At 59.3% G+C, this 14,151-nt stretch carries 17 protein-coding genes; 8 read left to right on the top strand and 9 right to left on the bottom strand.

Annotation, left to right across the window (positions count from 1 at the left end):
• The first annotated feature begins 130 nt into the window (after positions 1-130).
• Positions 131-1,099 (top strand): EF-Tu/IF-2/RF-3 family GTPase, encoded by a 969-nt coding sequence (locus ACP5EL_RS03900; protein ID WP_428401156.1) that lies wholly within the window; start codon positions 131-133, stop codon positions 1,097-1,099.
• Between the two features lie 9 nt (positions 1,100-1,108).
• Here the strand turns inward: ACP5EL_RS03900 and ACP5EL_RS03895 are convergent, their stop codons facing one another.
• The 3 genes from ACP5EL_RS03895 to ACP5EL_RS03885 form a co-directional block, all read right to left on the bottom strand.
• Positions 1,109-1,429 carry a heavy metal-binding domain-containing protein gene (locus tag ACP5EL_RS03895; protein ID WP_428401155.1) on the bottom strand — a complete coding sequence of 107 codons (321 nt, stop codon included), beginning with the start codon at positions 1,427-1,429 and terminating at the stop codon, positions 1,109-1,111.
• Positions 1,430-1,583: 154 nt separating this feature from the next.
• Positions 1,584-2,384 carry an ABC transporter permease gene (locus tag ACP5EL_RS03890; protein ID WP_428401154.1) on the bottom strand — a complete coding sequence of 267 codons (801 nt, stop codon included), beginning with the start codon at positions 2,382-2,384 and terminating at the stop codon, positions 1,584-1,586.
• 54 nt (positions 2,385-2,438) lie between these two features.
• Positions 2,439-3,425, bottom strand: a complete 987-nt coding sequence (locus tag ACP5EL_RS03885) for an ABC transporter substrate-binding protein (protein ID WP_428401153.1) — start codon at positions 3,423-3,425, stop codon at positions 2,439-2,441.
• A 106-nt stretch (positions 3,426-3,531) separates the two neighbouring features.
• On the opposite strand from ACP5EL_RS03885, the gene ACP5EL_RS03880 reads away from it, so the two are divergent.
• From ACP5EL_RS03880 to ACP5EL_RS03870, 3 genes are all read left to right on the top strand, one after another.
• Complete coding sequence (locus ACP5EL_RS03880; protein ID WP_428401152.1) at positions 3,532-4,047, top strand: helix-turn-helix domain-containing protein; 516 nt, start codon at positions 3,532-3,534, stop codon at positions 4,045-4,047.
• 145 nt (positions 4,048-4,192) lie between these two features.
• Positions 4,193-4,615, top strand: a complete 423-nt coding sequence (locus ACP5EL_RS03875; RefSeq protein WP_428401150.1) for a hypothetical protein — start codon at positions 4,193-4,195, stop codon at positions 4,613-4,615.
• Positions 4,616-4,627: 12 nt separating this feature from the next.
• Positions 4,628-5,221, top strand: coding sequence for a DUF2284 domain-containing protein (locus tag ACP5EL_RS03870; RefSeq protein ID WP_428401149.1), 594 nt, complete (start codon positions 4,628-4,630; stop codon positions 5,219-5,221).
• A 47-nt stretch (positions 5,222-5,268) separates the two neighbouring features.
• On the opposite strand, the gene ACP5EL_RS03865 is transcribed toward ACP5EL_RS03870, so the two are convergent.
• Both ACP5EL_RS03865 and ACP5EL_RS03860 read right to left on the bottom strand, forming a co-directional pair.
• The gene (locus ACP5EL_RS03865; RefSeq protein WP_428401148.1) at positions 5,269-5,859 is read right to left on the bottom strand and encodes a M23 family metallopeptidase; all 591 of its coding nucleotides are present in this window, start codon (positions 5,857-5,859) and stop codon (positions 5,269-5,271) included.
• A complete protein-coding gene (locus tag ACP5EL_RS03860) occupies positions 5,856-6,617 on the bottom strand; it encodes a TIGR01458 family HAD-type hydrolase (protein WP_428401147.1) in 762 nt (253 codons plus the stop codon). The genes ACP5EL_RS03865 and ACP5EL_RS03860 overlap by 4 nt, the downstream gene beginning before the upstream one ends.
• 188 nt (positions 6,618-6,805) lie before the next feature.
• Here ACP5EL_RS03860 and ACP5EL_RS03855 point away from each other — a divergent pair, with 188 nt between their 5' ends.
• Positions 6,806-7,174, top strand: coding sequence for a hypothetical protein (locus tag ACP5EL_RS03855; RefSeq protein WP_428401146.1), 369 nt, complete (start codon positions 6,806-6,808; stop codon positions 7,172-7,174).
• Positions 7,175-7,366: 192 nt separating this feature from the next.
• On the opposite strand, the gene ACP5EL_RS03850 is transcribed toward ACP5EL_RS03855, so the two are convergent.
• Positions 7,367-7,927 carry a hypothetical protein gene (locus ACP5EL_RS03850; protein ID WP_428401145.1) on the bottom strand — a complete coding sequence of 187 codons (561 nt, stop codon included), beginning with the start codon at positions 7,925-7,927 and terminating at the stop codon, positions 7,367-7,369.
• Between the two features lie 259 nt (positions 7,928-8,186).
• Positions 8,187-9,005, bottom strand: a complete 819-nt coding sequence (locus ACP5EL_RS03845) for an HAD family hydrolase (RefSeq protein ID WP_428401144.1) — start codon at positions 9,003-9,005, stop codon at positions 8,187-8,189.
• Positions 9,006-9,282: 277 nt separating this feature from the next.
• Between ACP5EL_RS03845 and ACP5EL_RS03840 the strand changes: the two genes are divergently transcribed.
• A complete protein-coding gene (locus ACP5EL_RS03840; protein ID WP_428401143.1) occupies positions 9,283-9,624 on the top strand; it encodes a DsrE family protein in 342 nt (113 codons plus the stop codon).
• A 12-nt stretch (positions 9,625-9,636) separates the two neighbouring features.
• Here ACP5EL_RS03840 and ACP5EL_RS03835 read toward each other — a convergent pair whose 3' ends face one another.
• Both ACP5EL_RS03835 and ACP5EL_RS03830 read right to left on the bottom strand, forming a co-directional pair.
• The gene (locus tag ACP5EL_RS03835; RefSeq protein WP_428401142.1) at positions 9,637-10,614 is read right to left on the bottom strand and encodes an HPr kinase/phosphorylase; all 978 of its coding nucleotides are present in this window, start codon (positions 10,612-10,614) and stop codon (positions 9,637-9,639) included.
• A gap of 63 nt (positions 10,615-10,677) precedes the next feature.
• On the bottom strand, positions 10,678-12,360 hold the full coding sequence (locus tag ACP5EL_RS03830) for an AMP-binding protein (protein WP_428401140.1): 1,683 nt from the start codon (positions 12,358-12,360) through the stop codon (positions 10,678-10,680).
• Between the two features lie 406 nt (positions 12,361-12,766).
• Between ACP5EL_RS03830 and ACP5EL_RS03825 the strand changes: the two genes are divergently transcribed.
• Both ACP5EL_RS03825 and ACP5EL_RS03820 read left to right on the top strand, forming a co-directional pair.
• The gene (locus ACP5EL_RS03825; RefSeq protein ID WP_428401139.1) at positions 12,767-13,447 is read left to right on the top strand and encodes a diphthine--ammonia ligase; all 681 of its coding nucleotides are present in this window, start codon (positions 12,767-12,769) and stop codon (positions 13,445-13,447) included.
• Complete coding sequence (locus tag ACP5EL_RS03820; RefSeq protein ID WP_428401138.1) at positions 13,444-13,998, top strand: type 1 glutamine amidotransferase; 555 nt, start codon at positions 13,444-13,446, stop codon at positions 13,996-13,998. The genes ACP5EL_RS03825 and ACP5EL_RS03820 overlap by 4 nt, the downstream gene beginning before the upstream one ends.
• Positions 13,999-14,151: the final 153 nt, after the last annotated feature.

Here is a 14,151-nt window from a genome sequence, read left to right as displayed (position 1 = left end):
CGCACACCCTCTTGAGATCCCCCTGGGCTGGTGTAGATCCATCGAAGATAAAGGGATGTCGAGGGAGGCATCAGAAAACCCTGCCTGCCACCGCAAAGCCTATTATCCGAGATGCCGTCTTCGCCCATCTATGGCAAATCTGAACGTGGCGGTCTTCGGCCCCCCCGGCTACGCAAAAGAGGTGGGAAAGAAGGGCACCTCCACCGACATCACCTTCTACAACCTGAAACGGGGCGAGAGCACCGTCACCATCATCGAGCCCACACGGTACCCGGAGAGGCTCGCACCCCTCTTCTTCGCGGCATCCCTCGCTCGGAAGGCGATCCTGGTCGTCGACGCGATCGACGCGGCCTTCGGCGAGTCTGTGATCATGCTCCAGGCCCTGGGGATAGATGAGGGGTACATCATCCTCCGTAACTACATCGATCCGGGCCGGATCGTGCCCATCGCCAAAGGGACGGTCCTAGAAGGGTACGAGCAGATCGACGACGACCCCATCGCCCTCCGGGAGAGGCTCCTCTCCGAGGCCGACCGGCTGGCGGAGGAGCCGCCCGCCCCCGAAGAGAAGGGGGGCGCGATCCCAGTCGACCACTTCTTCAACGTCCGGGGGATAGGGACCGTCATCCTCGGGACCATGACCAGAGGCGTAGTAAGAAAGCACGAGACCCTGAGGGTCCTTCCGGGCGAGAGGACCGCCATGGTCAGATCGATCCAGAAGCACGACGACGACTTCGACTGGGCCCGGTCGGGGGACAGGGCGGGGATCGCCCTCAAGAACATCGACGCCGAGGAGCTGGACAGAGGCGACGTCCTGGCGAGCGACGACTCCCTAAAGTCGGAATCGAGCCTATCGGCTCGGGCGGAGCTGATCCCCTACTGGCCCGCGCCCCTCAAGGAGGGGATGGTTCTTCACCTGGGCCACTGGATGCAGTTCGTCCCGGCGAGGGTCGCCTCGGTCCAGGCGGGAGAGGACTGGAGACGCCCCCTCCTCGGCCTGGAGCTGGAGAAGCCCCTGGTCTACCGGCCCGGCGATCGGGCCGTCATCCACCAGCTGGAGGGGAGCAAGCTTCGGATCGCGGGGACCCTGGAGCTCCCCTGAAACCCTCCCTCACTCCATCAGGACCGCGGTCCCGCTGGCGGAGACCATCAGCATCCCGCCGTTCTGGCCCAGGGTCTCGTAGTCCAGGTCGACGCTGAGGACGGCGTTGGCCCCGAGCCTCTTCGCCTCCTCCTCCATATCCTGGAGGGCGATCTCCTTGGCGCGGCGCAGCTCTTTCTCGTAGGCTCCGGACCTTCCGCCGACGATGTCTCTTATCCCGGCGAAGAGGTCCTTGAACAGGTTTGCGCCCAGTATCGCCTCACCGCTCACGATCCCGAAGTACTTCACGATCCGTCTCCCTTCTACGTTTGGGGTCGTAGATATCAGCATAGATCTCACTTCCGTCGATAGAAACGAGCTCTGGCTTAATTATCCTGGCGACCGATGCGCGAAGAAAGATCGGAAAAATGAAGATTTCGGGTCCGAGAGAGTAAGGAGAGGAAGGAGAGGAGGCAGAGAAGGCGAGAGACGGCGCAAGCTCGCCTTAGCTCTGTCTCAGCCCCTCCTGCCAGCGGAGGAGCTTCTCCTGGACGACATACCTGAAGGTCCGGTCGATGAGAAGGCCCAAGAGGCCCAGGACGATCATGTAGAGGAAGACCAGGTCCATCATGTGCAGGGAGTAGTAGTCCCAGAGCCGGTAGCCGAGACCGCTCCTGGTGCTCGCCCCGAACATCTCGGCGGCGACGATGCACATCCAGGCGATCCCCATGGCGATCCTGATCCCCGCGGCGATGGAGGGGAGGGCCGAGGGGAAGGCGACGTACCTGATCAGGTCGAGGCTCCGCGTGCATCCCAGGACCATCGCCGACTCCACGTAGACCCGAGGAACGGACCGAAAGCCGACGTAGGAGTTGATCAGGATCGGGAATACGGCCCCCACGAAGACGATGAACCCCGCGGCCTGGGGAGTCAGGCCGAACCAGATGATGGCGAAGGGTATCCAGGCCAGGGGCGGGATCGGTCTGATCAGCTCCACTATGGGATCGAAGACTCTGTCCGCGACCCTGGACCAGCCCATGGACATCCCTATGGGGAGGGCCACCAGAAGCCCCGCCCCCATGCCCAAGGCGAAGTGGATCAGGCTCACCGGCAGGTCCACCCGGAGGATCGTCGGCCACTGGCGCAGCAGCGCCTCGGCCACCTGGAGGAAGCTCGGAAGCTTCAACGGGTCGTCGATGACCATCGCCAGAATCTGCCAGACGATGACCAGTCCCATCACCGAGAGGGTCTCGACGCCGTGCGCTGCCAGCTCATCTCTCGCTCTCTTGGTGAACGTCAACTCCAATCCGCCCCCATTCTCATTCGTATCCACGTCCTTTCTCTCGTTTCCGTTCCCGTTTCAGCTCACAACCCTGTCGTAGAAGCTCGTCTCGAAGAGGTCCTCCTCGGTCAGAAGCTCGTCTCCGGTGTATCCGAGCTCGTAATCGACCCTGGCGTACTCGACTACCGATGGAATGATCTCGTGGGGATCGCTGATCCAGGCGCCGTCCCAGTTCTCGATGGAGTGCTGGACCATGGTCAGGTTCTGGCCGGTCTTGGCAGAGTATATCTCGGCCGCCCTCTCGGGGTTCTCGTTGATGTACTCTGTGGCCCTGATGTGGGTCCTCACTATCTGCTCCACCAGCTCTGGCTCCTCTCTCAAGAGCTCGTCGCTGACCACCAGGCAGCAGCAGGCGTGGTCGGGCCACATCTCGCCGGAGGCGACGACCGATCTTCCCTTCCCCTCGAGCTCGATGATGGATGGCGATGGGTGGGGCAGGAATACGGCGTCGACCCTTCTGGCCGAGATGGCGGTGGTGGCGTCACCGGGGCCCATAGACTTTATATCGATCTCCGCGGGGTCGACCCCGTTATCCTGGAGCCACTTCTTGAAGACGGTGTCCTGGATCGATCCTGGAGGGAAGGTGGCGACCTTCAGCCCCACCAGGGACTCGGGCCCTTCGTACACCACGCCGGGGCTGACGACCAGGTCAGATCCGTTCTTCTGGACCGCGGCCACGATCTTGGCCTCAAGACCCTGGGCGATGGCGCTGATCGGCGGGGCTGCGCCCACGTAGGCTATGTCCAGGTTTCCTCCAAGCATCGCCTGCATCTCAGGGGGGCCCGAGGGGAACTCGAAGTCCTTGACCTCCTCTATCCCGAAGGGCGAGAGGTCAGAGAGCCACCACCCCTCCTCCATCGCCACCATCTCGGCGATCTGGTGGGTGCTGGGCTGATAGCCGATCCGCAAGGTCGTGATCTTCTCCTCCTCGGTGCCGATACAGCCGAGAGCGACCAGCACCGCCAGGCCGACGGCGAGGGCTGCGATAAGAAAATCTCTCCTCAAATATCATCACCACCGGAGGGAGAGAAAGGTCCGTATATAGCATTTTCCGACCAGAACGATATATAATCCCAAAAGTACTAATATTCGAAAGATATTCTACAATAAGATGACATACGCGGAGAGATTGATGAGAGCCGCCTTCATCTCCGATGAGAATCTCCGGGACTCGCTGAAGGAGGTCCTCTCGGAGCTGGACCTGAGCGCGAGAGAGTTCAGCAGGATCTCCGCCATACCCCAGTCCACCCTCTACAAGATCATGTCCGGCCACCGGGAGCCGAACATAACCACCCTACGGCAGATCGTGAAGACCATAAGGGAGATCGAGGGGGGCGATAGAGGCTTCATCGCCGTCATCGCGGCTCGCCCGGTCCTCGACGAGATCAAGGAGAAGAGGATGAGGATCGGCGACCGCCTCCTGGTCCTCCGGGAGTACTCGGCCACCAACATCGAGGAGGCGATCGTGGCCGCCGTCCGGGCGGAGAGGGACGGGGCTGCGGCCCTGGTCTGCGCCCCCATAGTAAGCCCCACCGTGGAGAAGCTCCTCTCGATCCCCGTGGCCACCATAATCCCGAAGGACAGCCTGGTCCGGGCGATCGAGGTGGCGGCAAGAAAGATCGAGTGATCATCTCCATATCAAGGATAAAGAATAGGCAGAAGAGCCTTCGGATCTCGAAAAGCCTTATCTCGAAAGGCTTTTATCATGAGGGAGACCAATGCTCAGCATTAAAGGGTAAAAGTGGGGATTCATCATGAGAACTGTTATAATTTTGTCATTTCTGGCCCTTGTAACGGTCAGCACCGCCGCCTTCTGCGCTGATCCGCTGAAGGTCGGCGGAGACTTCGGAACGGCCTGGCTCGAGAACCTCCCCTATCAGCCTGAAGTCAGCTCCGAGGAGAACGAAAGCGGCCTGTGGAGCTGGGGTGGGGCCCCCATCGGAAAGCAGTTGGTCAACTCCACCCTGGAGCCGGTCGAGAACAACACCGAGGAGATCGATTACGCCGGGATCGGATGGCTGGGAGCAGAGCCTCTCGGCCCCCCCGAGCAGATAAACTACACAAATGCGCCTTTGGATTACATGTACCCCTTCTACTCGGACGACCCCTGGATTCTGGCCCAGCACTACGGAAGGCCGGTGAGGACGAACCTTCACGATCTTCCGGATAGCATCCGCAGTACGATAGACCTCTGACCGAGATCTAGAATGACAAAGAAGATCGACCTCGATGAGCTCCTGGAAAAGCTGAAGGAGATCCACCCGGAGATCTCGCCCATCACCGCGGAAGATGTGGTGGTGGCCAACTGGGTGAGGCTGAAGTGCAGGTATGGCTGCAAGGCTTACGGAAAGCACCTGGGATGCCCGCCCTACTCGCCGACGCCGGAGGAGACGCGAAAGGTGCTGGAGGAGTACACAGTCGGGATCGTCGCCCGCTTCGAGGCGGAGCCCGACCCCGGGATCTCGGCCGAGCATATCCACCACCACCTCTGGGACTCGATCAACGCCGTCCACGAGACGGTATTCCAGCTGGAGAGGTGCGCCTTCCTCGCAGGCTACTACAAGGCCTTCGGGTTCAACGCCCTCCCCTGCACCTTCTGCGCCACCTGCATCCCCGAGGAGAAGGAGACGATCGATTCCTTCGAGGCCCGAAACTGCAGGCACAAGGAGAAGGTTAGGCCCTCGATGGAGGCCTGCGGGATAGACGTCTTCGGGACCCTGGAGAGGGCCGGATACGAGCTTTCGGTCCTCGACTCCTACTCGAAGGGGGTCGCTCTCTTCGGGCTGGTCTTGCTCGACTGAGCCCGCGAATCCTCGGGCTACTTGCGAGCTCTGCTCCTAGGTCGAGGTCAACGGTCTGATCGCGAAGCGGCGAGGAGCCGGTCGGTGGGATCCAGAAGTCCCTTTGGTCCTCCCTGGCCAAACCAGTTTCCTCCCAGGTATTTATCCGGAGCCTCGGGCCTGGATTCGTAGAGCTCCAGGTGGAGCATGCTCGGCCTCCCCCTCTCTTTCAGGCCTCTGATGTACTCTGGCGCCTCTTCGCCGATCCTCTCGGCGTTCAGGACCATTCCGACCTCTCCCACCTTATCGCCGGCGCTGAGGCGGTCGCCGGGCTTCACATCGACCGCCTCAAGCTCCGCGAACTTCACGAAGGAGCCGTCCTCGTTCTCTACGACGACGTAGAAGGTCTCGTTCCAGTAGGGGACGGTCTGGGGGGTGGTGAAGGTTCCCACCTCAACCACGACGGCGTCCTCGATCGAGACCGCCTTCGAGCCCGGGGCGGCGTAAAGGTCGATGCCGCAGTGGCGCCGGTCTCCCCGGTCCTCACCGAAGGAGCCGGGCGATCCCGGCAGAGGAACCCTTCGGATCCGGTCCCCGGGGAGGGGCCAAGCTACGGTCTTCTCATCCTCCTTCGGGCCGGATCTGGGCGATCTCTTCAAAGATGCTCCCTCAGCTCTGAGATCGATTCGAGGATGAGGTCGGGGATGACGTTGGAGTACTCCACCACATCCTCCCTGTACTTTCCGGTCCTGACCAAAATCCCCATCATATCCACGTTCTGAGCCCCGCCGACGTCGGAATTTATGTCGTCTCCGATCATGGCCGTCTCCTCGGGCGAGGCGCCGAGATCTTTGAGGGCGGTCTCGAAGAACTCCGGAGACGGCTTTCCCACCACCTCGGCCAGGGTCCCGGTGGCATACTCGAGAGCAGAGACGAAGGGGCCCGCCGAGAGGTAGAGGCCGTCGGAGCCCATCCAGTACCGGTCCTTCTCCAGGGCGATGATCTCGGCCCCGTCCATCACCAGCCGGAAGGCCCTGTTCAGCCGCTCGAAGGTGAAGTCCGTCTCTGCGTCCCCCACCACCACGAAGTCCACCTCCTCCTCGGCCAGAGGAACGCCCGCCTCCTGGAAGTCTCTTCGTACGTCCCGCCTTGTGAGGAGGAAGCACCTGTTGTCCTTCTCCGACCGGATCCGCTCGGCGGCGGCGATCGCGGGGGTGAATATGCGCTCCTCAGGTATCTCAAAGCCCATCTCGCCGAGGAACCGGACGAGGGTACTCCTGCACTTCGAGGTGGTGTTAGAGACGAACCGGTATCGGTATCCCCTCTCCTCCAGCATCGCCACCGTCTCCTTCGCCCCCTCGATCGGGGTCCTGTCCACGTAAAGGACGCCGTCGAGGTCGATCAGAAAGGCCTTCACATCGATCGTTCCAATACCTCCTTGACGATTGAGGGAGAGATGCTCTATTCTGCCTTATATTTACCCGATCCATTTGCCCGATCCGTCCATCCCTCATCGACGAAAATTTATATCCCCCCGAGATCGGATCCAAAGACAGCGTCCTTTACGGGCCGGGAGGTTTCTGCGTGCCGACGAGGAAAGATAGGTTGCTTCAAGTACTGAAGGAGGGGATTATGGTCAGCAGGCCGGTCGAGGGCGGCGAGCCCTCCTGTGACCTCTGGACCTTCAACGATCGGGTCATGACCGAGGAGATGAAGAAGATACTGTCCGAAGAGTGGACAGAAGATCAGGGTCGGCTCTGTCTGTGGTTGGCCCCGGCCTTCGGACGGATAGCCTACGAGGTGGAGAATGGAGGCTACCCCGACGATCTTGAGGGTCTGGACCTGGACAGGCTGGAGGAGCATCTCGACTTCGAGGTGGAGGCCGACATTGTAATGCTCCGGGAGATAGAGAGGGCATACCAGATAGCCTTCCGATTTGTGAGATGGCTCCTGGACGAGACACCGGAGGGCTGACCCGGTCTTTGACGGCGTGGAAGTTCAGACCTAGCCAGATACAAAGCACCAGCTATGCAAGTTCTGGACCGGCGGACCGGAACCGACTTTGGTGGGTGTTTGGACGGTCGATTCGAATTGACGGTGGATCGGAATGGACAGATGCTCAAAGTTCAAGTTAACAGACGATCGACGAAGTTCACCAGACGAAGATCAGGTCATGGACATCAGCTCAAGCCGCATCCTGTCCGCCTCATCAGAATCAGAATCGGACTCCGTCCTCTCCCCCTGGTCCTGATCTTCCGGGGTATAGGAGAGATAGAGCTTTCTTCTCTTTCCCTGGGTGAGCTTGACGTGAGATGGGTCCATCTCGGCAGCTCGCTTCATCACGCTTATCACCGTGGTCTTGTTCAGGCCCAGCATATCCACCAGCTCGCTGGTGGTGTACCTTCCGGGCCTCTCCCTCATGAGGCCGATCAGGGTCTCGGTGTGGCCGTCGAGGGCGTTTCCCTCGCCAACCTTAGAGGTCCGGGCGACTGATGGTCTGGTCTGTCTCGTCTTCATCTGGCTCTTGAGATCCGCCACCTCTTTTGATAGGTGGTCCACCTGATCGATCAGCCTCCCCAAAAGATCGACGTCCTGCTGCTTCATGCTGAGCATCTTGGACATATTTTCTACGGCCATGATGAGACCCACCATCGCCTGGTTCTCTTCGAGCTCTCTTTCGCTTTCCGCAACTTTATCTTTATAAACTTCCAAAAGCTCTTCAAACATTACTTCGATACTCCTTATCTGAATCTCTGCCCTTTATCCTTATATCTTGTCCCCCTATCCAGAGGCCCAAAAAGACTGCTACGTATAGTGATCTTGATTCAAGTATAAATAGTTATCTTAAAAATCGCCCGGTAATTCCGAGATGTGATGATCATAATCGGCAATTTTGTTAATATTTGAGATTATTGTTGTCTAAGACTCCAAAACAGGACATTTCAGGAGCCTTCTCCGTCAATGATAGCATGAAGACCGTCCGACCTCAGGAAGCGTCGACTCCTCTTAGCCGATCTCTTATCAGCCCTGGAAGCTTCCTTATGTCGTCGATGACCTCATCCGCAGCCTCGATCAGCTCCGTCCCCGGGCGGCTGTCCTGCTGGACCGTGAGCACCCCGAGATCTGCCGCCTCCAGAGCGTACCGATCGTTTAGGCCATCTCCCACCATGACGACCAGCCGATAGTCGTTCTTGAGGCTCTTTACGATCTCCTCTTTCTGGCGCGGCTTGGAGGCGGGGTATATACGCTCCTCTTTTATCCCCCTGCACCTGGTGAGGTTCGAGAGGCTTCTCATGCTGTCTCCGGAGGCGACGTAGATCGCAGCGCCCATCCCCTCCAGCTCCTTCAAAACGACCTCCAGAGCCGGGAAGGGCCTGCCTCCGGTACTGACGGAGTGAGTCACCTTCCCCGTCTCCACGTCAACTATCAGCCCCGTGGTGTAGTAAAATTGCGGACAGCGGGCAGAGACCGCCTTCAGCGTATCCTGGAGGTCGGCCACCTCGGCGTCGGAGCAGAGGAGGACCGAGAGCGCCTCTTCTTCAGATACGGGCGTGCTCGAGCAGCTGATCTTGATATCTTTCTCCCTATCCCGGAAGAAGATGCCCAGGGGCGTCTGCGGAGCCGTTCCCATCACCTTCTCCGGATCAAGCTGAGGTATCACCAGAGCTCTCCCGCCCTTCTCCATGACCAGCTCCGTGGTGACTATTCCCACCATGAGGACGTTTTTGGAGATGTCTTTGGCAACCCGGTACATCTCCAGCATGGTGCCAGCAACATCGAATATCACCGCCAGTTCGCACGACATCGGTGATGGTTGTGAGCTGAAACGAAGATCAACCTATCGGTCAGGATCGGAGGGGGATCCCCGGCTCACCGTCCGAGCCGCGCAGGACCAAAACTCTTAAATAAGACAAATGCCGTAGTTACTCACGGCAGTTGTCGACTGCCAATCCTCCCTCCCATACCCTCCTCTTTTTTGCATTTAGTATTTTGACTATAAAATCTATATCTCATCGTGAGGATAGATTAGAATAATGATGAGGTCCCCAATTGAGATCACCGAAATTTATGGGGATTTAGTCATGAAGAGATACCGGGCCGTCTTCCATCTGACCGAGATCGAGAGGGCAAACCTCGCCCTGAACAACGTGAACAACCTCCTGGCCGAGCTGGGCGAAGACCAGGTGGATATCGAGCTTGTAACAAACTCTGAAGGGATCAAGGCCCTCCTCAAGGCCGGCCCCTACCGCGATAAGGTCGGTGATCTGGCGGCAAAGGGCGTCCGCTTCGTCCTCTGCTCGAAGAGCCTCAGAGCCCTGAAGATGAAGGAGGAGGAGTTCATAACCATCGCCGAGGTCGTCCCCTCGGGGACGGGAGAGCTGGTGAAAAGACAGACCGAGGGCTGGGCCTACGTCAGGCCCTAGCTCTCTTTGACCTCAACTTAGTTCCTCGTCTCTCCGAGCTGGCCAAAGGCCTTCGGAGATCGACTTCCCGATCGCCCTCTGGCTCTCCTCGGGCGTACCTACGGTATTCACCATGAAGACGGGAACCCTGGAGAAGAGGGCAGAAAAGAAGCCGCTCCGAAGGCTCCGCTTGAAATCGTTTCTCACGAGAAAATGGGGATTGTAGTAGCCGCTTCCCTCCAGGATTGCGAGGGCCTCCTCCGGCTCAAGACTCCTCTGGATCTCCCCATCTTCTGGATCCCGCTTCAGGACGACCACCATGCCGAGGGTGGTCAGAGGAAGAATCCTGCCCTTGCCGATGGCCAGGCGGATGTCGACGACCCCCCTTCCCTCCTCGTCGAAGTGGGCCTTATCGGCAAGGCCAGAGAACTCCTTCCAGATGCTGGAGAGCTCCGCCCTGATGTAGAAGTTCTTCTCCGAGCCGTAGGCGAGAACGTCGTCGCCGTAGATCCGGGCGAAGAACCAGTCGTCGGAGACGACCCGCGTCTCAGGCCTTCTGAGGAGGCCGTAGGTGTGGGTCGTCTTCCCAGCACCCGACCCGCCGAGGATGCAGATCCCCCGCCCTCGAAGGTCGAGGCAGGCTCCGTGGACCGAGTAGATCCCGTGCTCGTCCTCCAGGACGTCTCCCGCGGCGCTGAGGGCGAGGGACTTAATCCAGCCATAGTATCCGACGTTCACCAGGAAGGCGGTCTTCGACAGGGGGTCGTAGAGGACCTGGTCGTCGGCAACGGCGGGGTCGTAGACGACGTAGAGCCGAGCGTGGGACCTGATGCTCGAGGAGATGAAGTAGAAGTTCTCCTCCCACCGATCCTTCACCTCTCTCGACCCGGTGAGGAGCTTGACGCAGCAGCCGTAGATCTCTGACTTCACCTCGTACCTGACCTCTGGAGAGTACCGCTCCGCCAGCGCCCCCTTCTCCTCGATCGATATCAGCTTTACAGAGTAGGCCATCTCCTCACACCTCCCCTCCACTCCTCGTTATCTCCATCAAGATTTATAAACTCTCGGCGGGCGTCATTCGGTCCGGGTTTCGTCCTTCTCTCTGATCTCGATCCTTCTTATCTTGCCGCTGATCGTCTTGGGGAGGGCCTCCACGAACTCGATGATCCTCGGGTACTTGTAAGGGGCCGTCACCTTCTTGACGTGGTTTTGAAGCTCCAGCTTCAGGTCGTCGGAGGGCTTGTAGTCATCTGTCAGGACGATCGTCGCCTTCACCACCTGCCCCCTGAGAGGGTCGGCGACACCGGTGACGGCGCACTCCATCACCGCCGGGTGACTCATGAGGGCGTTCTCCACCTCGAAGGGGCCGACCCGATATCCGGAGCTCTTTATCATATCGTCGGTCCTCCCGATGAACCAGAAGTAGCCGTCCTCGTCCATCCAGGCGGTGTCCCCGGTGTGGTAGTAGTCGTCGTGCCAGGTGTTTCTCATCCTCTCGAGGTCCAGGTGGTAGTCGATGAAGAGGCCCGGAGGCTTTCCCTCGTCGGTCCTGATCACGATCTCCCCCTCCTCTCCGACCTCGCAGATCCGGTCGTCTCTGTCCACCAGGACTATGTCGTACCCTGGCGAGGGTTTTCCCATCGAGCCGGGCTTAGGATCCATTCCGGGGAAGTTGGCGATGGCCACCACCGTCTCGGTCTGGCCGTACCCCTCCATCAGCCGCAGGCCCGTCGCTTCTAAGAACTTGTCGTAGACGGTGGGATTGAGGGGCTCGCCGGCGGTGACGGCATACTTGAGGGAAGAGAAGTCGTACTTCGACATATCCCCTTTTATCATGAACCGATAGATGGTGGGGGGCGCGCAGAAGGTGGTGACCCCGTATTTTGTGGCCATCTCCATCATCCGGCCAGCGTCGAACCTCTCGTAGTCGTAGGCGAAGACCCCCGAGCCCGCAATCCACTGGCCGTAGATCTGGCCCCAGACGCACTTCGCCCAGCCGGTATCGGCGACGGTGTAGTGGAGCCCGTCCTCGACGACGTTCTGCCAGAACTTCGCGGTCAGGATGTGGCCGAGGGGGTAGGTCTGGTCGTGCTTCACCATCTTGGGGTAACCGGTGGTGCCGGATGTGAAGTAGGCGAGGAGGACGTCCCCTTTCTTCGTAGCTGCATCACCCGTGGGCCTCTCAAACTCCGATGAGGATCTTTCAATCTCTTCTCTGAAGTTCAGCCAGCCTGGCCTGTCTTTTCCTTTGCCCACCAGGGCCCTGACGGGCTTTTCTCCATCGATCTCGTCGCAGGCAGCGTCGACCTCGTCGGGAACGCCGTCCTCCTCGATGGTGACGATCATCTTCAGGTCTGCTTTATCTATCCGGTATGCGATATCCTTCGCCCTAAGCATGTGGGTTGCCGGGATCGCCACAGCCCCGATCTTGTGGAGCCCCACCATGGCGATCCAGAAGTCGTATCTCCCCTTGAGGGTCAGCATAACGCAATCCCCCTTTCTGACCCCACATTTTTTGAATAAGTTTGCAGCCTTGTCGCTTTCGTGTTTCAGCTCCCCGAAGGACTGGATCTTCTCATCGCCCTGGTCGTTGCACCAGACAAGTGCGATCTTCTCTGGGTCCTCCCTCGCGTAGACGTCCACCACGTCGAAGGCGAAGTTGAAGCTATCCGGAATAATTATCTTTAAATTATCATTAAAATCCTCGTAAGACTCATATTCGGTTCCCGAAACAAACCTGGACGATAAAGACGACATCTCAACCCATCCTGACGCTATGGCGACCGCACGCTGGCATTCGGGCGAGCCCTTCCTTCAAGCCGGTTTTCAGGCGAGAGCTCAAACTCTCGCCACCCCCGGAAGATCGTCCATGAAGCCTCCCTCCATCGGCGAAAGTGCGGCACCCTGCTGCACCGCCCGAAGCCTCCCTTCGTCCGATCCGCGCCGCCGACCCGTCCTGCAACTGCGATATATAATTACCGACACATATGATAATGCGGCGTGCGGCCCCGCATCGCCTCTCGACTAGATGATTCTTTGATATAAATGATTAATGCTGAGAGAAGACAGTTCTCCGCGATGAGTGATGCGGACGGGGATGCGGCAGATTCAGGCCGTGCGATTCACCAACACCTTTTTAGACGCCGGGGCCGATCATTTGGACGTGTTTCTCGGCGTTCTCTTCTCCGGCGGCAAGGACTCGGTCTATGCGTGCAAAAGGGCGATGGAGACGGACTCGGTCGTCTCTCTGATAACTATCGTCTCCGAGAACCCCGAAAGCTACATGTTCCATACCCCCAACGTCCGGAAGGCCGACCTCATCGCTGAGGCGATCGATATTCCTCAGCTCACCTGGCAGACGTTGGGGGAGGAGGAGGCGGAGCTCTCCGACCTCCGGGACGCCATCGCCACGGCTAAGGAGAAGCGCGGGATCGAGGGGGTGGTCACCGGGGCGATCGAGTCGGTCTACCAGGCGGCCCGGGTGCAACGGATCTGCCGGGACCTCGACCTCTGGTGCTTTAACCCCCTCTGGCAGATCGACCAGCTGGAGTATCTGAAGCTGCTGGTCTCAGAGGATTTTGAGGTGATCGTCAGCGGGGTCTTCGCCTACCCCCTGGACGAGTCGTGGGTGGGGGCCAGGATCGACTATGTTCTGATCAGAAAGCTCGAAGCCCTGCAGAAAATGTACGGCATAAACCCCTCCGGAGAGGGCGGGGAGCTGGAGACCTTCGTCCTCGACGGCCCCATATTTCGAAAGAGGATCGAGATCCTGAAAGCATCGAAGACCTATGAGAACTACCGGGGCCAGCTCACCATCGAGGAGGCGAGGCTGGTGGAGAAATGATCCTCATAGTCGACCTATGCCGCGAGGTAGAATCCCTCTCGAAGTACGAGTTCGTCGATCCGATCGCGGGGATCGTGAGCCGGGCCGGCTCCGAGATCGAGGTCGTCCACTTCTCCGAGCTGACCCCAGAGTTGATCGAGTGGTCCGACCGGATCATACTCTGCGGAACGCCCCTCAAAGACGACCTCTATTCCCGAAGGATTGACCTCTTCGCCTGGATCGATGGAATCGAAAAGCCGCTCCTCGCGATCTGCGCCGGAATGCAGGTCGTGGCTGCCGTCTTCGGCGGCGGGATCGTGCCTCAGCCCAAGATCGGCCTGGAGAGAATCGAGATCGTCAAAGAGACGGACCTCCTGGGGCCGCCTCGCGAGATCGAGGGCTACCATCTCCATAACTTCGGGGTCACCCTTCCTTTGGGCTTCGACCTGGTGGCCGGAAGGTCTGGCCAGATCGAGGCCTTCAAGCACGCGGGAAGGCCGATCTACGGGATCATCTTCCACCCCGAGGTGAGGAACAGGTGGGTGGTGGAGAGGTTTTTGGACCTCGGATAACCTCAACGGGATCGGATCTTCGGCCACCCCTGAACCGGACCCAATACCAATTTTTATTTAACGAGGCAGGAGCTACTACCCCATCATGAGAGTCCTCCTCTTCGACCCCTCCTCGGGCGCCTCCGGCGACATGATCATGGCCTGCCTTCTGGA

This window comes from Methanocrinis sp. (genome assembly GCF_049974945.1).
Taxonomy (GTDB): domain Archaea; phylum Halobacteriota; class Methanosarcinia; order Methanotrichales; family Methanotrichaceae; genus Methanocrinis.
The sequence above is the reverse complement of the archived record's forward strand: the minus strand, read 5'-3'. Positions and strand labels throughout refer to the sequence as shown.